The organism is Streptomyces sp. GL_141 (assembly GCF_057834385.1).
Genome location: NZ_CM174402.1, coordinates 6533436 through 6554195, shown reverse-complemented (window position 1 = coordinate 6554195; position 20760 = coordinate 6533436). Strand labels below are relative to the sequence as shown.

General features: G+C 70.7%; 19 protein-coding genes. 9 read left to right on the top strand and 10 right to left on the bottom strand.

Annotation, left to right across the window (positions count from 1 at the left end):
- Nucleotides 1–40: 40 nt before the first annotated feature.
- A complete protein-coding gene (locus AC3IX6_RS29105) occupies nucleotides 41–832 on the bottom strand; it encodes a formate/nitrite transporter family protein (RefSeq protein WP_489366009.1) in 792 nt (263 codons plus the stop codon).
- Nucleotides 833–965: 133 nt separating this feature from the next.
- Between AC3IX6_RS29105 and AC3IX6_RS29100 the strand changes: the two genes are divergently transcribed.
- The 4 genes from AC3IX6_RS29100 (at nucleotide 966) to AC3IX6_RS29085 (ending at nucleotide 4866) form a co-directional block, all read left to right on the top strand.
- Complete coding sequence (locus AC3IX6_RS29100) at nucleotides 966–1892, top strand: ABC transporter ATP-binding protein (protein WP_489366007.1); 927 nt, start codon at nucleotides 966–968, stop codon at nucleotides 1890–1892.
- Nucleotides 1889–2656: an ABC transporter permease gene (locus AC3IX6_RS29095; RefSeq protein ID WP_489366005.1), complete on the top strand. Its 768-nt coding sequence runs from the start codon at nucleotides 1889–1891 to the stop codon at nucleotides 2654–2656. Before AC3IX6_RS29100 ends, AC3IX6_RS29095 begins: the two co-directional genes overlap by 4 nt.
- Nucleotides 2657–2735: 79 nt before the next feature.
- Nucleotides 2736–3872 (top strand): hypothetical protein, encoded by a 1137-nt coding sequence (locus AC3IX6_RS29090; RefSeq protein WP_489366004.1) that lies wholly within the window; start codon nucleotides 2736–2738, stop codon nucleotides 3870–3872.
- Between the two features lie 25 nt (nucleotides 3873–3897).
- Entirely contained in the window at nucleotides 3898–4866 is a 969-nt protein-coding gene (locus tag AC3IX6_RS29085) for a COX15/CtaA family protein (protein ID WP_489371592.1), read from the top strand.
- Between the two features lie 32 nt (nucleotides 4867–4898).
- On the opposite strand, the gene AC3IX6_RS29080 is transcribed toward AC3IX6_RS29085, so the two are convergent.
- The 3 genes from AC3IX6_RS29080 to AC3IX6_RS29070 all read right to left on the bottom strand — a co-directional run bounded on the left by AC3IX6_RS29080 (nucleotide 4899) and on the right by AC3IX6_RS29070 (nucleotide 7576).
- A complete protein-coding gene (locus tag AC3IX6_RS29080) occupies nucleotides 4899–6029 on the bottom strand; it encodes an amidohydrolase family protein (protein WP_489366002.1) in 1131 nt (376 codons plus the stop codon).
- Nucleotides 6030–6170: 141 nt separating this feature from the next.
- Nucleotides 6171–6521: a hypothetical protein gene (locus tag AC3IX6_RS29075; RefSeq protein WP_489366000.1), complete on the bottom strand. Its 351-nt coding sequence runs from the start codon at nucleotides 6519–6521 to the stop codon at nucleotides 6171–6173.
- A 107-nt stretch (nucleotides 6522–6628) separates the two neighbouring features.
- Complete coding sequence (locus AC3IX6_RS29070) at nucleotides 6629–7576, bottom strand: heme o synthase (protein WP_399377343.1); 948 nt, start codon at nucleotides 7574–7576, stop codon at nucleotides 6629–6631.
- Between the two features lie 278 nt (nucleotides 7577–7854).
- On the opposite strand from AC3IX6_RS29070, the gene tkt reads away from it, so the two are divergent.
- The 5 genes from tkt (at nucleotide 7855) to pgl (ending at nucleotide 14727) form a co-directional block, all read left to right on the top strand.
- The gene (gene tkt, locus AC3IX6_RS29065; RefSeq protein ID WP_489365998.1) at nucleotides 7855–9942 is read left to right on the top strand and encodes a transketolase; all 2088 of its coding nucleotides are present in this window, start codon (nucleotides 7855–7857) and stop codon (nucleotides 9940–9942) included.
- 35 nt (nucleotides 9943–9977) lie between these two features.
- Nucleotides 9978–11096, top strand: a complete 1119-nt coding sequence (gene tal, locus AC3IX6_RS29060; protein WP_489365996.1) for a transaldolase — start codon at nucleotides 9978–9980, stop codon at nucleotides 11094–11096.
- A 5-nt stretch (nucleotides 11097–11101) separates the two neighbouring features.
- Nucleotides 11102–12631, top strand: a complete 1530-nt coding sequence (gene zwf, locus AC3IX6_RS29055) for a glucose-6-phosphate dehydrogenase (protein ID WP_250742320.1) — start codon at nucleotides 11102–11104, stop codon at nucleotides 12629–12631.
- Complete coding sequence (gene opcA / locus AC3IX6_RS29050) at nucleotides 12628–13677, top strand: glucose-6-phosphate dehydrogenase assembly protein OpcA (RefSeq protein WP_489365994.1); 1050 nt, start codon at nucleotides 12628–12630, stop codon at nucleotides 13675–13677. The genes zwf and opcA overlap by 4 nt, the downstream gene beginning before the upstream one ends.
- Before the next feature lie 267 nt (nucleotides 13678–13944).
- On the top strand, nucleotides 13945–14727 hold the full coding sequence (gene pgl / locus AC3IX6_RS29045; protein WP_489365993.1) for a 6-phosphogluconolactonase: 783 nt from the start codon (nucleotides 13945–13947) through the stop codon (nucleotides 14725–14727).
- An 85-nt stretch (nucleotides 14728–14812) separates the two neighbouring features.
- Here pgl and pgi read toward each other — a convergent pair whose 3' ends face one another.
- From pgi to gap, 6 genes are all read right to left on the bottom strand, one after another.
- Nucleotides 14813–16465 (bottom strand): glucose-6-phosphate isomerase, encoded by a 1653-nt coding sequence (gene pgi, locus AC3IX6_RS29040; RefSeq protein WP_489371591.1) that lies wholly within the window; start codon nucleotides 16463–16465, stop codon nucleotides 14813–14815.
- Nucleotides 16466–16621: 156 nt separating this feature from the next.
- Entirely contained in the window at nucleotides 16622–16957 is a 336-nt protein-coding gene (locus AC3IX6_RS29035; protein ID WP_007263454.1) for an RNA polymerase-binding protein RbpA, read from the bottom strand.
- Nucleotides 16958–17134: 177 nt separating this feature from the next.
- Entirely contained in the window at nucleotides 17135–17365 is a 231-nt protein-coding gene (gene secG / locus AC3IX6_RS29030) for a preprotein translocase subunit SecG (RefSeq protein ID WP_450909100.1), read from the bottom strand.
- Between the two features lie 149 nt (nucleotides 17366–17514).
- Entirely contained in the window at nucleotides 17515–18303 is a 789-nt protein-coding gene (gene tpiA, locus AC3IX6_RS29025; RefSeq protein ID WP_489365991.1) for a triose-phosphate isomerase, read from the bottom strand.
- Nucleotides 18304–18309: 6 nt separating this feature from the next.
- Nucleotides 18310–19521, bottom strand: a complete 1212-nt coding sequence (locus AC3IX6_RS29020; RefSeq protein ID WP_489365989.1) for a phosphoglycerate kinase — start codon at nucleotides 19519–19521, stop codon at nucleotides 18310–18312.
- A gap of 140 nt (nucleotides 19522–19661) precedes the next feature.
- Complete coding sequence (gene gap, locus AC3IX6_RS29015) at nucleotides 19662–20666, bottom strand: type I glyceraldehyde-3-phosphate dehydrogenase (RefSeq protein ID WP_243338363.1); 1005 nt, start codon at nucleotides 20664–20666, stop codon at nucleotides 19662–19664.
- Nucleotides 20667–20760 lie beyond the last annotated feature (94 nt).

Below are 20760 nucleotides of genomic sequence, written 5' to 3'. Positions count from 1 at the left end.
GCCTCCATCACTAAGGGTTACCTTATTTATCCACGGAGCGTTACACGGAAGCAGACGCTCCGCCCTCGCGAAGTGCCCCGCCGGTGAACCAATAAACGGCTCCGACCAGCAATCCCCCGCCCACGACGTTCCCCGGCACGGTGAACATCAGATTCCGGAAAAGATCACCGAATCCGGCTGAGCCATCCAGGATCGCGAGGCTGAAAACAGCCATGTTCGCTACACAGTGTTCGAATCCGACGGCGACGAAAACGGCCACGGGCAGCCACAGGACGAAAATCTTGGCGGCATCGCCGCGGGCCCGGGTGAACATCCAGATGGCCAGACAGACGAGCATGTTGCACAGCACCGCCCGCCAGAACAGCTGTCCGCCGCTCAGCGCCATCTTCCCGTGCACCATCTCGGTGAGCATGGACCGCGCCGAGGGCGAGGAGGCCACGCCCGAGGCGTGCACCATGGCCCCGAAGGCGAAGGCTCCGACCAGGTTCCCGGCCAGGGAGAGCGTCCAGGAGAGCATCAGGTCCCTGGGGCCGGTCCGCCCGGACAGGGCGCCGACCAGCATGACCATCACATTGCTCGTGAAGAGCTGGGCGCCGGCGAACATCACGATGGTCAGGGCGATCGGGAAGACCGCGCCCTCCAGCAGTTTCACGGCAGGCGAGCCCTTGGCCACGAACGGCGAGATCGCGACCAGGAGCAGCACCTCGCCGATGGCGATGTAGGCGCCCGCGAGCATCGCCGAGACGAAGTAGCGCGGCGGATGCCCGAGGTCATGGGCCTTGTGCTCGGCCTGCCCCGAGGTGGCTTCGACGTTCTGAGCGATGCTGTTCACCATTCGACGTTAGGCCCCGGCCCCGCCCCCGAACGGACGAAAAAGTCACGAATGTGCAGGTCCGTGACCCTTCGGGGGCGGGACCTACGGCCCCACCCCGGTCACCTCCCACGGCTCCGTAGACTCACTCCCCATGAGCAACGACCCCGCCGTGGAAATCCGCGGACTGGTGAAGCGGTACGGCCCCAAAACCGCGGTGGACGGCCTGGACCTCACCGTCCGGAGGGCCTCGGTCACCGCAGTCCTTGGTCCCAACGGCGCGGGCAAAACGACCACTGTGGAAACCTGCGAGGGCTACCGCCGACCCGACGCCGGATCCGTCCGCGTCCTCGGCCTCGACCCCGTCGCGCAGGCCGAGTCCCTGCGCCCGCGCATCGGCGTGATGCTCCAGTCCGGCGGTGTCTACTCCGGCGCCCGGGCCGTCGAGATGCTGCGCCACATGGCCAAGCTCTACGCCGACCCCCTGGACGTGCCCACCCTGGTGGAGCGCCTCGGCCTCGGCGGCTGCGGCCGCACCCCCTACCGCCGGCTCTCCGGCGGCCAGCAGCAGCGCCTGGCCCTCGCCATGGCCGTCGTCGGCCGCCCCGAGCTGGTCTTCCTGGACGAGCCGACCGCCGGCCTCGACCCGCAGGCCCGCCGCGCGACCTGGGAACTCGTACGGGAACTGCGCGCCGACGGGGTCACGGTCGTCCTCACCACCCACCACATGGACGAGGCCGAGCAGCTCGCGGACGAGGTCGCCATCGTCGACGCCGGCAAGGTCATCGCCCACGGCACCCCCGAGGCCCTGTGCCGCGGCGGCGCCGAGAACACCCTGCGCTTCACGGGCCGCCCCGCCCTCGACGTCGGCTCCCTGCTCAAGGCCCTGCCCGACGGCACCCAGGCCGCCGAGCTCCTCCCCGGCGTCTACCGGGTCACCGGCGACGTCGACCCCCAGCTGCTGGCCACCGTCGCCTCCTGGTGCGCCCAGCACGGGGTGATGCCCGACAGCCTCTCGGTGGAGCGGCACACCCTCGAAGACGTCTTTCTGGAGCTCACCGGTAAGGAGCTGCGCGCATGAGCGCCGGTACGTTCACCCCCCGCCCGGGGGCCGCGCCCGTGTCCCGCATGATCCTGGCGCAGACCGCGCTGGAGACCCGGATGCTGCTGCGCAACGGGGAGCAGCTCCTGCTGACCGTGATCATCCCGGCGCTGCTGCTGGTGCTGTTCTCGGCGGTCGACATCATCGATGTGGGCACCGGGAAGTCCGTGGACTTCCTCGCCCCCGGCATCCTGGCGCTGGCCGTGATGTCCACCGCCTTCACCGGCCAGGCCATCGCCACCGGCTTCGACCGGCGCTACGGGGTCCTCAAGCGGCTCGGGGCCTCCCCGCTGCCGCGCTGGGCGCTGATGGCCGCCAAGACGCTGTCCGTGCTGGTCACCGAGGTGCTGCAGATCGCGCTGCTGACGGTGATCGCCTTCGCCCTGGGCTGGTCCCCGCACGGGAACCCGCTGTCCGTCGCCGTGCTGATCCTGCTCGGCACCGCCGCCTTCTCCGGGCTCGGCCTGCTGATGGCGGGGACCCTGCGGGCGGAGGCCACCCTGGCCGCCGCCAACCTGGTCTTCCTGCTGCTCCTGGTCGGCGGCGGGGTGATCGTGCCCATGGACAAGTTCCCCGGCGCGGTCCAGTCCGTCCTCGGCCTGCTCCCGATCTCCGCGCTCTCCGACGGGCTGCGCGAAGTGCTCCAGCACGGGGCCGCGCTGCCCTGGGTCGACGCGGCGATCCTGGCGGCCTGGGCGGTACTCGGCCTGGGGGCCGCGGCGCGCCTGTTCCGCTGGGAGTGAATCCCTTCCCCCGAGCGTTGCCCCGGCAGGAGGATGGTCGCCTCCACAGGGGAGCGCACCACAGACGCCGGGGGGCGGCATGGCGCAGCGGGAGGCCGTACTGCGGCTGGACGAACAGTGGGCACGGATCCGGTCGGGCGCGGCGCACGCGGAGCCGGCGGAGGCCGACGCCCTGCTGGCCGAGCTGATCGGAGCCCTGCGCGAGCCGGCCCGCACCGACGCCGAGTGCGCGGCCCGGCTGGGTCTGCGCCTCGGCGACCTGGCGGCCCGCCGGTTCGCCGACGGGGACCGGGCCGGGGCCCTGGCCGCCATCGAGGAAGGGCTGCGGTTCTCGCAGCAGGCGGCCGGGCACGCAGCCGAGTACGCCCGCTGGTACGCCCGGGGCCTGATCAACCAGGGGGTCTGGCTGTCCTGGCCGCTCAGCGACGGGGAGCGGCTGCCGAAGCACCCGTTGGGCCCCGGCTCCGAGAGCGGCCCGAGCGCCATGGAGCGGGCCGCGGGCGAGCGGGCCCGGGACCTGACGCGCGGCGCGGTGGAGGTCTGGGCGGCCCTGGACCAGGAGGATCCGGTCAATCAGCGGGGCCTCGCGCAGGCGAAGGTGTTCCTCGGCGACCGGCTCGCGGAGCTGGGCCTGGCCGAGGAGTCCGTGGCCTGGGCGGTCGACGCGGAGGGCTCCTTCCGGCGGCTGCTGCTCGCCGATCCCGGCTCCGACGGGTCGCAGGAGGCCGGGGAGGCCCTGGACCACATCGGCCGCCAGCTCGAACTGCGACTGCGCTTCCTGTCCTTCGCCTCCCTGTCCGGCCTGCGCACGCGCGGGCTGCTGCCCGAACGGCTGCTGCCCCAGGCCGTGGTGGCCGCCCGCGTCCAGGGCGTGCCCGAGGCGGAGATCGCCGCCCGGCTGGGCTTGGAGGCCGACCAGGTCCACACGATGCTGGAGGTGACCCCCTGGGTCGCGGTGTGGCGCGTCGAGGTCCGCGGCTCCGACGGACTGTGGAACGTACAGTCGCATCCCTGGCACGGCGGGGCGGAAGTAAGAAATAGGACAGCCGAGGACGTAGGAGCCGAATTGGTACGCGGCTTCGCGGCTTCGGCCGACTACCCGGGCGCGGCCGCGCATTGGCGGGTCCGCGTGTGGTGGCATGCGGAAGGCGACCCGGCCGGGGCCCGGTTCCGCCTGGCCATCGGTCCCGACGGAGTGGCCGCCACCCCCTCGTGAAACTTTGCACAAGTGTCCGCGTACGATAAACGCCGTGTTGACCCCCCTCGCATATCTCGCCCGCCGCTGGACGCCGTCGCCCCGGACCGTCCAGCGGGCCGCGCTCGCAGCGGTGCTCATGAGCGTCGTCATCGTCGTCACCGGCGGCGCGGTACGGCTGACCGGATCCGGTCTCGGCTGCGACACCTGGCCCAAGTGCACCGACGACAGCCTGATCGTGACCCAGGAGCAGGGCTTCCACGGCGCCATCGAGTTCGGCAACCGCATGCTGACGTACGTGCTCTGCGCGGCCGTTGGCTGGGCGATCACCGCCGCCCGCTGCGCCAAGCCGTGGCGCCGCTCGCTGACCCGGCTCGGCTGGCTCCAGTTCGCCATCGTGATGGGCAACGCGGTCCTCGGCGGCATCACCGTCCTGACGGGCCTCAACCCCTACAGCGTGGCCGGGCACTTCATGCTCGCCACCGCGCTGATCACCGTGACGACGATCACCTGGCAGCGCACCCGCGAGGGTGACGGCCCGGCCCGGCCGCGCGTGCCCGGTCCGGTGCGCAAGCTCTCCTGGGCGCTGCTCGCGGCCACCGTCGTGCTGATCGCGGCGGGCACGGTGGTCACCGGTTCCGGCCCGCACGCCGGCGACAGCAGCGAGATCCGGCGGATGCCGTTCGACTGGTCGACCACCGCCCACGTCCACGCGGTCTCCGCCTGGGTGGTGTGCGCGCTCGCCGTCGCGATGTGGCTGGTGCTGCGCGTGGTCGACGCCCCCGTGGACACCCGGGCGCGCGCCCGCGACCTGCTGATCGTGCTGCTCGCCCAGGGCGGCATCGGCTACGTCCAGTACTTCACCGACGTGCCCGAGGCCCTCGTGGCGGCCCACATGTTCGGCTCCTGCCTGGTGTGGATCTCGGTGCTCCGGGTGGCGCTGAGCCTGCGCGAGCGCCCGTCCGAGCAGGCCGGGATCCCGGTCCAGGACGACGCCCGGCTCGCCGCGGTCTAGCCCTCCGGGCACGGGCCCGTCCGCCGGGCCCGTCAGCCCCGTTCGTCCAGCCGGTAGACCCGGCGGGCGTTGCCCGCCGCGACCATCGCCGCCACCCGCTCCGCGTCCCGCCAGGACCAGGAGCCGTCGGCGACCCAGCCGCCGAGCACCCGGCCGAGCGCCTCCCGGAAGACCAGCGCGCCCACCGCGTGCAGTTCGGGCAGTTGCCGGCCGCCGCCGGAGAACATCAGCTTCCCGAAGGGCGCGGTCTCCAGGCACTCCGCCAGCACACCGGCCGCCCGGGCCCCCGTGGTGCCCAGCGCCGCGCCGAGGTCGGCGTACACGTGCGGGAAGGCCGCGGCCAGCTGCGCGGCCTGCCGGTGGTGGGGGTACCCGCCGATCAGCACCAGCCGCGCCCCCAGGCCCTCGGTCGCCCGGACGAACCCGGTCAGCCGCTCCGGCGCCGCAGGCTCCCCGCCCGTGTGCAGCTGGAGCGGCAGCCCCGAGGACACCGCGCTCCACGCCAGGTGCCGCAGCAGTACGGGGTCCCGTACGGCCCCGCCCTTGACGCGCCCGGCCAGCCAGCGCCCGGCCGCGCCCCGCACCTCGCCCGGACCGGGCGGCTCGGGCGCGGCTTCGAGGGCCGCCGCCCAGGCCCGGGCGGCCGCATCGCCCGCCCCGGCTCCCGCCCCGGCCCCGCAGGTGAAGGCCACGGCCCCGGCGGCGGCGTGATGGACCGCCCCCGCGAGGTTGGCCAGGAAGGCGGCCACGGTCCCGGAGGTGTCCGCCGCCTGCTCGGCCAGCAGCTCGGGCCGCACCAGCTCGAAGGCCTCCGCGCCGCCGGCCAGGGCCAGTTCCTTGGGCCCGGTGAGGTCCCCGGGCACCCCGGTGTCGACGAGCCGGGCGCCGGCCCCGCAGCCGCGCAGCAGTCGGCGGGCCGACTCGGCGGCGCCCAGCTCGCGCCGCCGGGCGAGGTAGTGGACGGGGGTGCAGTGCGGTTCGAGCCCGAGCAGCGGCGGGCACCAGCGGCGCACGGCGAAGCCGGTCTGCGTGTCGAAGAAGGTGGTGCCGGCGGCGGGCGGGCCGGCCGAGGGGATCAGCTGGGCCTCGAAGGTGGCGAGGCCGAGCTCCGTGCGGAGCACTCCCTGGCAGTACTGGTCCACCAGGGGCGGCGTTTCGATCATCCGGGCATCCCGTTGCGGACGTGAGGAAGGGGCTTCCACACGTCCTAACGGGTGAGCGGGGTGTGAGGTGTTGCTCGTGCTGTTGACCGAGCGGGTGACGCGGAAACGATCCAGCCAATGATCAAGCCAAGATCGACCGGGTCAGGCAGCGGGGTTCGCGGTTCCGCCGAGCTGCATGCCGGCCATCCGGGACCACTCGTACGGCCCCGTCCGCACCCGCGCGGCGAACTCGCCGTCGAACTCCTCGTGGAGGGTCAGCCCGGCCTTCTCGGTCGCGAGCCGCGCGGTGTCGTAGGCCGGGGCCACCAGGTCGCCCCACTCGCCGTCGGTGCCGACGAGGACGATCCGGGTGCCCGCCTGGCCGATGTGCGCGAGGTGGCCCTCGGCGCCGCCGTGCAGCTTGGCGAACGCGCCGATCTGCTTGGCCAGCTTCGCGGCCGTACGGTCCTGCTTCTTGTCCGCCGTGGCGGCGGTCTCCTCGGTGTCTGCCATGAAGGGCATGCTACCGGCCGGTAACGAGCGGAGGAAGGTTCACCGGTGAAGGATCACCCGCGGGAAACCGTCCGATCACCGGATCAGCGGCCCGGCGGCCCACCGGATCAGCGGAGGAAGGGATCCACCGCGACGGCGACGAAGAGCAGCGACACGTAGGTGATCGACCAGTGGAACAGCCGCATCTCCTTGAGCTTCGCGCCCGTCACGCCCGACTTGGCGCGCGCGTTGAGCCCGTGCGCCTCCCACAGCCACCAGCCGCCGGCCACCAGGGCGACCGAGGTGTAGAACCAGCCGGTGTACCCCAGCGGGGTCAGCAGCAGCGAGACCGCCACCATCACCCAGCTGTAGAGAACGATCTGCTTGGCCACGGCCTTGTTGCCCGCCACGACCGGCAGCATCGGCACGCCGACCCGCGCGTAGTCGTCCTTCACCTTCATCGACAGCGGCCAGTAGTGCGGCGGCGTCCAGAAGAAGATGACGAGGAAGAGGATGACGGCGGCCCAGGAGACCTCGTTCTTCACGGCCGACCAGCCGATGAGCACCGGCATGCAGCCCGCGATGCCGCCCCAGACGATGTTCTGGGAAGTGCGCCGCTTCAACAGCATCGTGTAGACGACGACATAGAAGAGGAGCGCGCCGAGCGCGAGCGCGGCCGACAGCCAGTTGATCAGCAGCCCGAAGAACAGGGTGGACGCGATCCCGAGCGTGATGCCGAAGACCAGGCACTCGCGCGGGCTGACCATGCCGGTCACCAGCGGGCGTCCCGAGGTCCGGTCCATCAACGCGTCGATGTCGCGGTCGATGTACATGTTCAGGGCGTTGGCGCCGCCCGCGGACAGGTAACCGCCGAAGCAAGTGGCGAGGACCAGCCACAGCGAAGGCACGCCCTGCTCGGCGAGGAACATCACCGGCACGGTCGTGATGAGCAGAAGCTCGATGATCCGTGGCTTGGTCAGTGCCACGAAAGCCATGGCCCGGGCCCCGAACGGCCGGTGACCGGGGCTCGTCCCGAGCACCCCCGCTGGACGGGATTCGACGGCCGTCACGCACACCCCTGACAGAGAATCCAGCAAGCTCCGACGTGAACCTTTTAAACATGAAGGTCGCGTAAAGGCTTGCGCGTACCACGCCACTCTAGACGTAGCCATTGGCTCGTCCCGCGCGGGGGTCGCCCCCGGTCGCCCCGTGTTGGTCCGATCGGCGCTGAGACGTCACGCGCGGACCGCGGGTACTCGAATAGCTGCACGCTGTGGCGGGGGTAGGCTCGGAATCGCGCCGGTGCACCGTTCGTCACCGGGACTAGACATGTGGAGAGGAGCCCTGACCCACGGTGAGCACCAAGCCGACGACCACAGAGCTCGACTGGACCGAACTGGACCAGCGTGCTGTCGACACCGCCCGGATCCTGGCCGCCGACGCGGTCCAGAAGGTCGGTAACGGCCACCCCGGTACGGCGATGAGCCTGGCCCCCGCCGCGTACACCCTCTTCCAGAAGGTGATGCGGCACGACCCGGCGGACCCGGAGTGGGTCGGCCGCGACCGTTTCGTGCTCTCCGCCGGTCACTCCTCGCTGACCCTCTACACCCAGCTGTACCTCGGCGGGTTCGGGCTCGAGCTGGACGACCTGAAGGCCTTCCGCACCTGGGGTTCGAAGACCCCGGGCCACCCGGAGTACGGCCACACCGCGGGCGTCGAGACCACCACCGGCCCGCTGGGCCAGGGCATCGCGAACGCGGTGGGCATGGCCATGGCCGCCCGCTACGAGCGCGGCCTGTTCGACCCCGAGGCCCCCACCGGCGCCTCCCCCTTCGACCACATGGTCTACGCGATCGCGGGCGACGGCTGCCTCCAGGAGGGCATCTCCCACGAGGCGTCCGCGCTGGCCGGCCACCAGAAGCTCGGCAACCTGGTGCTGCTGTGGGACGACAACCACATCTCCATCGAGGGCGACACGGAGACGGCCGTCTCCGAGGACACCCTGGGGCGTTACGAGGCGTACGGCTGGCACGTCCAGCGCGTCGCGCAGCAGGAGAACGGCGACCTCGACCCGAAGGCGCTGTTCACCGCGCTGCAGGCCGCCAAGGCCGAGACGGAGCGCCCCTCCTTCATCGCCGCCCGCTCGATCATCGCCTGGCCGGCCCCGCATGCCCAGGGCACCGAGGCCTCGCACGGCTCGGCCCTCGGCAACGACGAGGTCGCCGCCACCAAGCGCGTGCTCGGCTTCGACCCGGAGCAGACCTTCGAGGTCTCCGACGCGGTCATCGCGCACACCCGCGCCCTCGGCGACCGGGGCCGCGAGGCCCGCGCCGCGTGGGAGAAGGAGTTCTCCGCCTGGCGCACCGCCAACCCGGAGCGCGCCGCCGAGTTCGACCGCATCAACGCCAACGAGCTGCCCGCGGGCTGGGAGGACAAGCTCCCCGTCTTCGAGGCCGGCAAGGGCGTCGCCACCCGCGCCGCCTCGGGCAAGGTCCTCGAAGCGCTCGGCGCGGTCATCCCGGAGCTGTGGGGCGGCTCGGCCGACCTCGCCGGCTCCAACAACACCACCATCGACAAGAACTCCTCGTTCCTGCCGGTGGGCAACCCGCTGCCGGAGGCCGACCCGTACGGCCGCACCATCCACTTCGGCATCCGCGAGCACGCCATGGCCGCGGCCATGAACGGCATCGCCCTGCACGGCCACACCCGCATCTACGGCGGCACCTTCCTGGTGTTCTCCGACTACATGCGCAACGCCGTGCGCCTCTCCGCGCTGATGCACGTGCCCGTCACCTACGTGTGGACGCACGACTCCATCGGCCTCGGCGAGGACGGACCGACCCACCAGCCGGTCGAGCACGTCGCCGCGCTGCGCGCCATCCCGGGCCTGAACGTGGTCCGCCCGGCCGACGCGAACGAGACCGCCGTCGCCTGGCGCGAGATCCTCAAGCGCCACACCAAGGTCTTCGGCAAGGGCGCCCCGCACGGACTGGCGCTGACCCGCCAGGGCGTGCCGACCTACGAGCGCAACGAGGACGCCGCCAAGGGCGGGTACGTCCTGTTCGAGGCCGAAAGCGGCCCCGCGCAGGTCGTCCTCATCGGCACCGGTTCCGAGGTCCAGCTCGCCGTCGCCGCCCGCGAGGCCCTGCAGGCCGAGGGCGTCCCGGCGCGCGTCGTCTCGATGCCGTCCGTCGAGTGGTTCGAGGAGCAGTCCCAGGAGTACAAGGACAGCGTCCTGCCGCCGTCGGTCAAGGCGCGTGTCGCGGTCGAGGCCGGCATCGGCCTGACCTGGCACCGCTACGTCGGCGACGCGGGCCGGATCGTCTCGCTGGAGCACTTCGGTGCCTCGGCCGACGGCGCCGTGCTGTACCGCGAGTTCGGCCTCACCGCCGAAGCCGTGACCGCCGCCGCACGCGAGTCGCTCGCCGCCGCCGCGCGCTGACTCCCGCACCCAGACCAGTAGGAGATGCAATTCCCATGACAGACGCACTGAAGCGCCTTTCCGACGAGGGCGTGGCGATCTGGCTGGACGACCTGTCCCGCAAGCGGATCACGTCCGGCAACCTGGCCGAGCTCATCGACCAGCAGCACGTGGTCGGGGTCACCACCAACCCGGCGATCTTCCAGAAGGCGATCAGCGGCGGCGAGGGGTACGGGCAGCAGCTCGCCGACCTGGCCGCCCGCAAGGTCACCGTCGAAGAGGCGATCCGCATGATCACCACGGCGGACGTCCGCGACGCCGCCGACATCCTGCGCCCGGTCTACGACACGACCGAGGGCCAGGACGGCCGGGTCTCGATCGAGGTCGACCCGCGCCTGGCCCACAACACCACGGCGACCATCGCCGAGGCCAAGCAGCTCGCCTGGCTGGTGGACCGGCCGAACACGCTCATCAAGATCCCGGCGACCAAGGCCGGCCTGCCGGCGATCACCGAGGTCATCGGCAAGGGCATCAGCGTCAACGTCACGCTGATCTTCTCGCTGGAGCGCTACCGCGAGGTCATGGACGCGTACCTGGCGGGCCTGGAGAAGGCGAAGGCCGCGGGCCTGGACCTCTCCAAGATCCACTCGGTCGCCTCCTTCTTCGTGTCCCGCGTGGACTCCGAGATCGACAAGCGCCTGGACTCCCTCGGCACCGACGAGGCCAAGGCCCTCAAGGGCAAGGCGGCGCTCGCGAACGCCCGTCTGGCCTACGAGGCCTACGAAGAGGTCTTCTCCACCGAGCGCTGGGCCGCCCTGGACAAGGCGCACGCCAACAAGCAGCGTCCGCTCTGGGCCTCGACCGGCGTCAAGGACCCGGCGTACAAGGACACCCTGTACGTGGTGGACCTGGTCGCCCCCGGCACCGTGAACACCATGCCCGAGGGCACCCTGGAGGCCACTGCCGACCACGGCGTGGTCGACGGTGACACCATCCGCGGCACGTACGAGCAGTCGCGCGCCGAGCTCGCCGCGGTCGCGAAGCTGGGCATTTCGTACGACGATGTGGTGCAGCTGCTCGAGGAAGAGGGCGTCGAGAAGTTCGCGGTGTCCTGGAACGACCTGCTGAAGTCGACCGAGGCGGAGCTTGAGCGCCTCGCCCCCACGGAGGCCTGAACACTTTGTCTGTAAACGGAGCGAACCCGCTTCGTGACGCACAGGACCGGCGGCTCCCGCGCATCGCGGGGCCGTCCGGCCTGGTCATTTTCGGCGTTACGGGTGACCTGTCGCGCAAGAAGCTGATGCCTGCCGTCTACGACCTCGCCAACCGCGGGCTGCTCCCGCCGGGCTTCTCCCTGATCGGCTTCGCCCGACGCGAGTGGCAGGACGAGGACTTCGCGCAGGAGGTTCACGACGCGGTCAAGCAGCACGCGCGCACCCCCTTCCGCGAAGAGGTCTGGCAGCAGCTGGTGCAGGGCTGCCGCTTCGTCCAGGGCGACTTCGACGACGACCAGGCGTTCGAGACGCTGAAGTCGACGATCGAGGAACTGGACAAGGCGCAGGGCACCGGCGGCAACTTCGCCTTCTACCTGTCCGTCCCGCCGAAGTTCTTCCCCAAGGTCGTCGCCCAGCTCAAGAAGCACGGGCTGGCGGACCAGAAGGAGGGCTCCTGGCGGCGCGCGGTCATCGAGAAGCCGTTCGGGCACGACCTGACCAGTGCACAGGAGCTCAACCAGCTCGTGCACGACGTCTTCCCGCCCAACGAGGTCTTCCGGATCGACCACTACCTGGGCAAGGAGACCGTCCAGAACATCCTGGCGCTCCGCTTCGCCAACACGATGTTCGAGCCGATCTGGAACCGGTCGTACGTGGACCACGTGCAGATCACCATGGCCGAGGACATCGGCATCGGCGGCCGGGCCGGCTACTACGACGGCATCGGCGCGGCCCGCGACGTCATCCAGAACCACCTGCTCCAGCTCCTGGCGCTCACGGCGATGGAGGAGCCCGGCTCCTTCCACCCCAAGGCGCTGGTGGCCGAGAAGCTCAAGGTGCTCACCGCCGTGGAGCTGCCCGAGGACCTGGGCAAGCACACCGTGCGCGGCCAGTACTCGGCGGCGTGGCAGGGCGGCGAGAAGGTCGTCGGGTACCTCGAAGAGGACGGCATCGACCCCAAGTCGAAGACCGACACCTACGCGGCCATCCGCCTGGAGATCAACAACCGCCGCTGGGCGGGCGTCCCGTTCTACCTGCGGACGGGCAAGCGCCTGGGCCGCCGGGTGACCGAGATCGCGGTCGTCTTCAAGCGGGCCCCGTACCTGCCGTTCGAGTCGGGCGCGACCGAGGAGCTGGGGCAGAACGCCCTGGTCATCCGGGTCCAGCCGGACGAGGGCGTGACGGTGCGCTTCGGCTCCAAGGTTCCGGGCACCTCCATGGAGGTCCGGGACGTGACGATGGACTTCGCCTACGGCGAGTCCTTCACGGAGTCCAGCCCCGAGGCCTACGAGCGGCTGATCCTCGACGTGCTCCTCGGCGACGCGAACCTGTTCCCGCGCCACCAGGAGGTCGAGCTGTCCTGGAACATCCTCGACCCGATCGAGCGGTACTGGGACACGCACGGCAAGCCCGCCCAGTACCCGTCGGGCACCTGGGGACCGGTCGAGGCGGACGAGATGCTCGCACGAGACGGACGGAGCTGGCGCCGGCCATGAAGATCGATCTCACGGAGACCAACTCCAGCAAGATCAACGCCTCGTTGGTGCAGGCGCGCCGGGACATCGGCACGCCTGCCATCGGGATGGTGCTCACGCTGGTGATCGTGACCGACGAGGAGAACGCGTACGACGCGCTCAAGTCGGCGAACGACGCGTCCCGCGAACACCCTTCGCGGATCGTCGTCGTCATCAAGCGGGTCAGCCGCTCGCCGCGCAGCCGCCGCGACGCCCGTCTCGACGCGGAAGTCCGCGTGGGGACGGACTCCGGCACCGGCGAAACGGTTGTCCTGCGCCTGCACGGCGAACTGGTCGACCACGCCCAGTCGGTGGTTCTCCCGCTCCTCCTCCCGGACGCGCCCGTCGTCGTCTGGTGGCCGGAGGGTGCTCCGCAGGACCTGGCGGGCGACCCCCTGGGCTCGCTCGGCCAGCGCCGGATCACGGACACCTACTCCGCCGAGGATCCGATCGAGGCGCTCGGCAGCCGGGCCACGGCGTACGCACCCGGGGACACGGACCTGTCCTGGACCCGGATCACCCCGTGGCGCTCCATGCTGGCGGCGGCGCTCGACCAGCAGGTCCACTCGGTGTCCTCGGCGACGGTCGAGGGCGAGGACGACAACCCGAGCTGTGAGCTGCTGGCGATGTGGCTCGCGGACCGGCTCCAGGTCCCCGTCAAGCGCACCTCCTCGGCGGGCCCCGGGCTCACCGCGGTGCGCCTGGAGACCAAGGACGGCGAGATCGTCCTGGACCGGGCCGACGGGGCGCTGGCCACGCTGTGCATGCCGGGGCAGCCCGACCGTGCGGTGGCGCTGAAGCGCCGCGACACGGCCGAGCTGCTGGCGGAGGAACTCCGCCGCCTGGACCCGGACAACACCTACGAGGCCTCGCTGAAGTTCGGCGTGGCCCGCCTGGCCCCCACGGCCGGGCCCGCACCCGCACCCGCGAAGCCGGCTCCCGCGAAGGCGGAGGCCCCGGCCAAGGCCGAGGCCCCGGCCTCGAAGCCGGCTCCGGCGAAGCCGGCCAAGAAGGCCGCGGCGAAGTAGTACGCACGGGCCGCTGCGCGGGGCAGTCCCCTACCCGCCCTTCGCCCGTTCCCTGGGGCTCCGCCCCAGACCCCGCGCCTCAAACGCCGGCGAGGCTGGATCTAGCCAGCCCGTCCGGCGTTTGAGGACACGTGCGCGGAGCGCACGTACGGGGTCTGGGGCGGAGCCCCGGTTTCGGGAAGGGGCGGGGTGGGGGAAGGCTCCGCGCAGCGGTAACCGGACCCGCACCCGAACTCAGAACTACCGACAAGGCGGCAGCACATGGGTATGACGACTCCCCAGGTCGTCGTCCACCGGGACAAGGAGCTGATGGCCCAGGCCGCGGCCGCCCGGCTGATCACGAAGATCGTGGACGCACAGGCGGCCCGCGGCACCGCGTCCGTGGTCCTCACGGGCGGCCGCAACGGCAACGGCCTGCTCGGCGCGCTGGCCGCGGCCCCGGCCCGGGACGCCATCGACTGGTCGCGGATCGACCTGTGGTGGGGCGACGAGCGCTACGTGCCCGCCGACGACCCCGAGCGCAACCACGTGCAGGCCCGTGAGGCCCTGCTGGACTCCGTCCCGGTGGACCCCGCCCGGGTCCACGCCATGCCCGCCTCCGACGGCCCGTACGGGGTCGACGTGGACGCGGCGGCCGCCTCCTACGCGGCGGAGCTCCGCAAGGCCTCCGGCCCCGAGGACCACGGCCCGGTCCCCCGCTTCGACGTCCTGATGCTGGGCGTGGGCCCGGACACCCACGTGGCCTCGCTCTTCCCCGAGCACCCGGCGTCCCGCGAGAGCGAGCGCACCGTCGTCGGCGTCCACGGCGCGCCCAAGCCGCCGCCGACCCGGATCTCGCTCACCCTCCCGGCGATCCGGGCGGCCCGCGAGGTCTGGCTGCTGGCGGCCGGCGAGGACAAGGCCGGAGCGGTGGCGATCGCGCTGGGCGGAGCGGGCGAGGTCCAGGCGCCGGCGGCCGCCGCGTACGGCCGCTCCCGCACCCTGTGGCTCCTCGACCGCGCGGCGGCCGCGAAGCTGCCGCCGGCCATGTACCCGCCGGCCTCCGCCTGACCCCTCCGCCCGGCCCCGTGGAACACGACAGGGCCCGCTCTCCCCGGGGAGAGCGGGCCCTGTCGGCGTTGGTGGACGGTTACCGTCAGCGGCCCCGCAGCGAGCGGTACGCGGACACCAGCGCGCGCGTGGACGCGTCCAGGCCCGGTACCTCCGTGCCGTCGGTGAGCGCCGGCTCGATCCGCCTGGCCAGTACCTTCCCGAGCTCCACGCCCCACTGGTCGAAGGAGTCGATGTTCCACACCGCGCCCTGGACGAACACCTTGTGCTCGTAGAGCGCGATCAGCTGGCCCAGCACGGCCGGAGTGAGCTCGGTCGCCAGGATCGTCGTCGTCGGGTGGTTGCCCGCGAAGGTCTTGTGCGGGACCAGCGGTTCGGCGACGCCCTCCGCCCGGACCTCGTCCGCCGTCTTGCCGAAGGCCAGCGCCTGCGTCTGCGCGAAGAAGTTCGCCATCAGCAGGTCGTGCTGGGCCGCCAGGGCCGGCGCCAGTTCGCCGACCGGCCGCGCGAAGCCGATGAAGTCCGCCGGGATCACCTTGGTGCCCTGGTGGATCAACTGGTAGTAGGCGTGCTGGCCGTTGGTGCCGGGCGTGCCCCACACCACCGGTCCGGTCTGCCAGTCCACCGGGTTGCCCTCGCGGTCCACGGACTTGCCGTTGGACTCCATGTCCAGCTGCTGCAAGTACGCGGTGAACCGGGAGAGGTAGTGGCTGTACGGGAGCACCGCGTGCGACTGCGCGTCGAAGAAGGCCCCGTACCAGATCCCCAACAGGCCCAGCAGCAGCGGGGCGTTCTCCTCGGCGGGCGCCGTGCGGAAGTGCTCGTCCATGGCGTGGAATCCGCCGAGCAGTTCCCGGAACGCGTCCGGACCGATCGCGATCATCAGGGACAGCCCGATCGCGGAGTCGAAGGAGTAGCGCCCGCCGACCCAGTCCCAGAACTCGAACATGTTGGCCGTGTCGATGCCGAACCCGGCGACCTTCTCCTCGTTGGTGGAGAGCGCCACGAAGTGCCGTGCCACGGCCGCCTCGTCGCCGCCGACACCCGCGAGCAGCCATTCCCGCGCCGAGGTGGCGTTGGTGATGGTCTCGATCGTCGTGAAGGTCTTCGACGCGATGATGAACAGCGTCTCGGCCGGATCCAGGTCCCGTACGGCCTCGTGCAGGTCGGCGCCGTCCACGTTGGAGACGAAGCGGACCGTCAGGCCGCGGTCCGAGAAGGCGCGCAGCGCCTCGTAGGCCATCGCCGGACCGAGGTCGGAGCCGCCGATGCCCACGTTGACGACGTTCTTGATGCGCTTGCCGGTGAAGCCGGTCCACTCCCCCGACCGGACCCGGTCGGCGAAGGACGCCATCTTGTCGAGGACCGCGTGGACGCCGGGTACGACGTTCTCGCCGTCCACTTCGACGACCGCGTCGGCCGGTGCGCGCAGCGCGGTGTGCAGGACCGCCCGGTCCTCGGTCGTGTTGATCTTCTCGCCGCGGAACATGGCCTCGCGCAGCTCGGCCACGCCGGTCGCCGCGGCCAGTTCGCGCAGCAGTGTCAGCGTCTCGTCGTTCACGAGGTGCTTCGAGTAGTCGATGTGCAGGTCTCCGACCCGCAGGGTGTAGCCGGCGCCCCGGTCCGGATCCGCCTCGAACAGCTCCCGCAGATGCGTCTGCCCCAGCTCGTCCCGGTGCTTGCCGAGTGCGGCCCACTCGGGCATCCGGTTAAGCCTCGTACGGCTGTCTGCGTTCATCTCGGACATCAACCCACTTCCTGTCCTGTCGTGCCCCGCCGGTTCCAACCTAAGGGATGGGAAGCGGCACAACCGACACAAAGCGGCCCGGCCCGCAGGAGAGAAGACTCCTGCGGGCCGGGCCCGATGCCACTTCGGCCGTTCGGTGGGAACGCGTCAGATCTCGCCGCGCAGTTTGGCGAGCGCCTCGGCGAGGATCGCCTCGCCGTCCGCGTCGGTCCGCCGCTCCCGTACGTACGCCAGGTGCGTCTTGTACGGCTCGGTGCGCGGCGGTGCGGGCGGGTTGTCCCGGTCCTGGCCGGCCGGGAACCCGCAGCGCGGGCAGTCCCAGGTATCCGGCACCTGCGCGTCGCTGGCGAAGCTCGGCTGCGTCTCGTGCCCGTTCGAGCACCAGAAGGAGATGCGCAGGCGGGGCGCGGACTCGCCGCGCTCGGCCTCACCCATCGGCCCCGCTCCGACCCGACTACCACGGATCGCGTTGCCACTTGCCACGGTCGTAACTCCCTGCGTGATGGTGCCGCGAAACGTGAGTGGATTCCGTCGCGGGCGCCCAAGTCTACGTAAGGCCCAACGCCCGTCCAGGAATGGAGTTACCCATTCCAGACAAGAACGCCGGGCCTCATGATAGGCCGGGGGGAGCCGACCGGACCGGCGGAATGGCCAGAACGGTTAGCTGTTGGCCTTCATGAGCAGACCGAGTGCGACGATGCACGCGAACCAGAGCAGACCGATCACCACGGTGATGCGGTCGAGGTTGCGCTCCGCGACCGAGGAGCCGCCGACCGACGACTGCATACCGCCGCCGAACATGTCGGAAAGACCGCCGCCCTTGCCCTTGTGCATCAGCACGAGCAGCATCAGCAGGGCGCTGAAGACGACCAAGGCGATCTCGAACCCCATAATCACGGCTGATTCCTACTTTCCTGGCTTACTGGCTTACCGGCGTTCCCGCAGTGCCGATTACGAGCACGGGGGCCAGCAGCTGGTTCAGCCTGCTGGCCCCCGCAAGGGTACGACGGATCCGTCCTACCGCATACTCACGATGACCGTCACTGGTCGCGGAAACGGACGATCTTGACGAACTCGTCCGCGTCCAGCGCCGCGCCGCCGATCAGGGCGCCGTCGACGTCGGGCTGGGCCATGATCGCGGCGATGTTGCCGGACTTGACCGAGCCGCCGTACTGGATGCGGACCTTGTCGGCCAGCTCCTGCGAGTACAGCTCCGCGAGACGGCCGCGGATGGCACCGCAGACCTCCTGCGCGTCCTCGGGGGTGGCGACTTCGCCGGTCCCGATCGCCCAGACGGGCTCGTACGCGATCACGATGGACTCGACCTGCTCGGCCGGGATGTCCTTGAGGCCGCCGTCGAGCTGGCTCAGCGTGTACGGGACCTGCTGGCCGGCCTTGCGGATGTCCAGGCCCTCGCCGACGCACAGGATCGGGGTGATCCCGTGCTTGTAGGCGGCCTTGACCTTGGCGTTGCAGATCTCGTCGCTCTCGCCGTGGTACTGGCGGCGCTCGCTGTGGCCGACGGCCACGAACGCGCACTTCAGCTTCGAGAGCATCGGGCCGGAGATCTCGCCGGTGTAAGCACCCGAGTCGTGGGCCGAGATGTCCTGGGCGCCGTACTTGATCTTCAGCTTGTCGCCGTCGACCAGGGTCTGGACCGAACGCAGGTCGACGAAGGGCGGCAGGACCGCGACCTCGACGAAGTCGTAGTCCTTGTCGGCCAGGGCGAAGGCGAGCTTCTGGACGTGGGCGATGGCCTCGAGGTGGTTGAGGTTCATCTTCCAGTTGCCCGCCATCAGCGGGGTACGGCCGGCGGTGTTCTCAGTCATCAGGGTTCAGACCTCCAGTGCGGCGAGGCCGGGGAGCGTCTTGCCCTCGAGGTACTCGAGGGAGGCGCCGCCACCGGTCGAAATGTGGCCGAAAGCGTTCTCGTCGAAGCCGAGCGTGCGCACGGCCGCGGCCGAGTCGCCACCGCCGACGACGGTGAAGGCGTTGCTGTCGACGAGGGCCTGCGCGATGGCGCGGGTGCCGCCGGCGTAGTCGGGGTGCTCGAAGACGCCCACGGGGCCGTTCCAGAACACGGTCTCGGCGTCGGCGATCTTCGAGGCGTACAGCTCGCGGGTCCTGGGACCGATGTCCAGACCCTCCTGGTCGGCGGGGATCTTGTCCGCGTCGACGGTGATGAAGTCCGCCGGGGCCTTGGTCTTCAGGTCCGGGAAGTCCTTGGAGGCCAGGATGTCGACCGGGAGGACCAGCTCGACACCGTTCTTCGCGGCGCGCTCCATGTACTCCTTGACGACGTCCACCTGGTCCTTCTGGAGCAGGGAGATGCCGACCTCGTAGCCCTTGGCGTAGAGGAAGGTGTACGCCATGCCGCCGCCGATGAGGAGGCGGTCGGCCTTGCCGAGCAGCTCGTCGATGACGGCGAGCTTGTCGGAGACCTTGGCGCCGCCGAGGATGACCACGTACGGGCGCTTGACCTCGGCGGTCAGCTTCTTCAGGACGCCGACCTCGGTGGCGATGAGGTAGCCGGCCGCGTGCGGGAGGCGCGCGGGGAGGTCGAAGACCGAGGCGTGCTTGCGGTGGACAGCGCCGAAGCCGTCACCGACGTAGATGTCGGCCAGCTCGGCGAGCTGGTCCGCGAAGGCGCCGCGCTCGGCGTCGTCCTTCGCGGTCTCACCGGCGTTGAAGCGCAGGTTCTCGATGACGGCGACCTGGCCGTCGGCGAGGCCCGCGACGGTCTCCTTGGCGGAGGCGCCGACGGTGTCGGTGGCGAACGCGACGTCCGCGCCGAGCAGTTCGCCGAGGCGGGCGGCGGCGGGCGCCAGCGAGAAGGCCGGGTCCGGGGCGCCCTTGGGGCGGCCCAGGTGCGAGGCCACGATCACGCGGGCGCCGGCCTCGGCGAGCTTCGCGATGGTCGGCTGCACGGCGCGGATCCGGCCGTCGTCGGTGATCTCGCCGTTCGAGAGCGGCACGTTGAGGTCGGCGCGGACGAAGACCCGCTTGCCGGATACGCCCTCGGTGAGAAGTTCGTCGATCGTCTTCATGCTGTTTTCTACTCCTTTTCCCAGCCCAGGACTTTACCCGTGCCGGGCGAGAGGGGTACGAGGCAAGCAACAGGGCCCGTACAGCGCTTCATCGCGCTGCCCGAGCCCCGGTGCTCACATCGTGGTGCCTGCCTTGGTGCTTAGAGCTGACCGCCGACGAACACGGTCAGGTCGACGAGGCGGTTGGAGTAGCCCCACTCGTTGTCGTACCAGCCGATGACCTTGACGCTCTTGCCCTGGACCATGGTCAGGGAGGAGTCGAAGGTGCAGGAGTACGGCCAGTTCACGATGTCGGAAGAGACGATCGCGTCCTCGGTGTAGTCGAGGATGCCCTTCAGCTGGCCCTGGGAGGCCTTCTGGAAGGCCGAGTTGACCTCGTCCTTGGTGACTTCGCGCTCGAGCTCGATGACGAGGTCGGTCACGGAACCGGTGGGGACCGGGACGCGCATCGCGATGCCGTCGAGCTTGCCCGCCAGCTCCGGGATGACCAGCGCGGTGGCCTTGGCGGCACCGGTGGTGGTCGGGATGATGTTCTCGGCGGCGGCGCGCGCCCGGCGCAGGTCCGAGTGCGGGAAGTCCAGGATGCGCTGGTCGTTCGTGTACGCGTGGACCGTCGTCATCATGCCCTTGACGATGCCGAAGTTCTCGAGGAGGACCTTGGCCATCGGCGCCACGCAGTTGGTGGTGCAGGAGGCGTTGGAGATGACGTGGTGGTTGGCCGCGTCGTACTTCTCCTGGTTGACGCCCATCACGATCGTGATGTCCTCGTCCTTGGCCGGAGCCGAGATGAGGACCTTCTTCGCGCCGGCCGCGATGTGCTTGGCGGCGTCGGCCTTCTTCGTGAAGATGCCGGTCGACTCGATGACGATGTCGGCGCCCAGCTCGCCCCAGGGGAGGTTCGCGGGGTCGCGCTCGGCGAAGGTCTTGAAGGTGTTGCCACCGACGGTGATGGTGTCGTCGGTGTGGCTGACCTCGGCCTTGAGACGGCCCAGGATCGTGTCGTACTTGAGGAGGTGAACCAGGGTTGCGTTGTCAGTCAGGTCGTTGACACCGACGATCTCGATGTCCGCTCCCTGCTCCAGGAGCGCCCGGAAGTAGTTGCGGCCAATTCGGCCAAAACCATTGATGCCTACGCGGATCGTCACGAACCGATCTCCTCGTTGGTGCGCCGGCCTGTCCGCCAGCGAGCTGTATGGGATGTCCCCGACCGCTTACGACACTACCTCTCCGTGAGCTTCG

What these genes read in the sequence shown, in the direction of transcription:
- AC3IX6_RS29100 (WP_489366007.1), top strand. Translation starts at nt 966, where the DNA reads ATGAGCAACGACCCCGCCGTGGAAATCCGCGGACTGGTGAAGCGGTAC.
- tal (WP_489365996.1), top strand. Translation starts at nt 9,978, where the DNA reads ATGACAGACGCACTGAAGCGCCTTTCCGACGAGGGCGTGGCGATCTGG.
- secG (WP_450909100.1), bottom strand. Translation starts at nt 17,365, where the DNA reads ATGGGGTTCGAGATCGCCTTGGTCGTCTTCAGCGCCCTGCTGATGCTG.
- tpiA (WP_489365991.1), bottom strand. Translation starts at nt 18,303, where the DNA reads ATGACTGAGAACACCGCCGGCCGTACCCCGCTGATGGCGGGCAACTGG.
- AC3IX6_RS29080 (WP_489366002.1), bottom strand. Translation starts at nt 6,029, where the DNA reads ATGATCGAAACGCCGCCCCTGGTGGACCAGTACTGCCAGGGAGTGCTC.
- opcA (WP_489365994.1), top strand. Translation starts at nt 12,628, where the DNA reads ATGAAGATCGATCTCACGGAGACCAACTCCAGCAAGATCAACGCCTCG.
- AC3IX6_RS29075 (WP_489366000.1), bottom strand. Translation starts at nt 6,521, where the DNA reads ATGGCAGACACCGAGGAGACCGCCGCCACGGCGGACAAGAAGCAGGAC.
- AC3IX6_RS29090 (WP_489366004.1), top strand. Translation starts at nt 2,736, where the DNA reads ATGGCGCAGCGGGAGGCCGTACTGCGGCTGGACGAACAGTGGGCACGG.
- AC3IX6_RS29020 (WP_489365989.1), bottom strand. Translation starts at nt 19,521, where the DNA reads ATGAAGACGATCGACGAACTTCTCACCGAGGGCGTATCCGGCAAGCGG.
- AC3IX6_RS29095 (WP_489366005.1), top strand. Translation starts at nt 1,889, where the DNA reads ATGAGCGCCGGTACGTTCACCCCCCGCCCGGGGGCCGCGCCCGTGTCC.
- pgi (WP_489371591.1), bottom strand. Translation starts at nt 16,465, where the DNA reads ATGAACGCAGACAGCCGTACGAGGCTTAACCGGATGCCCGAGTGGGCC.
- pgl (WP_489365993.1), top strand. Translation starts at nt 13,945, where the DNA reads ATGACGACTCCCCAGGTCGTCGTCCACCGGGACAAGGAGCTGATGGCC.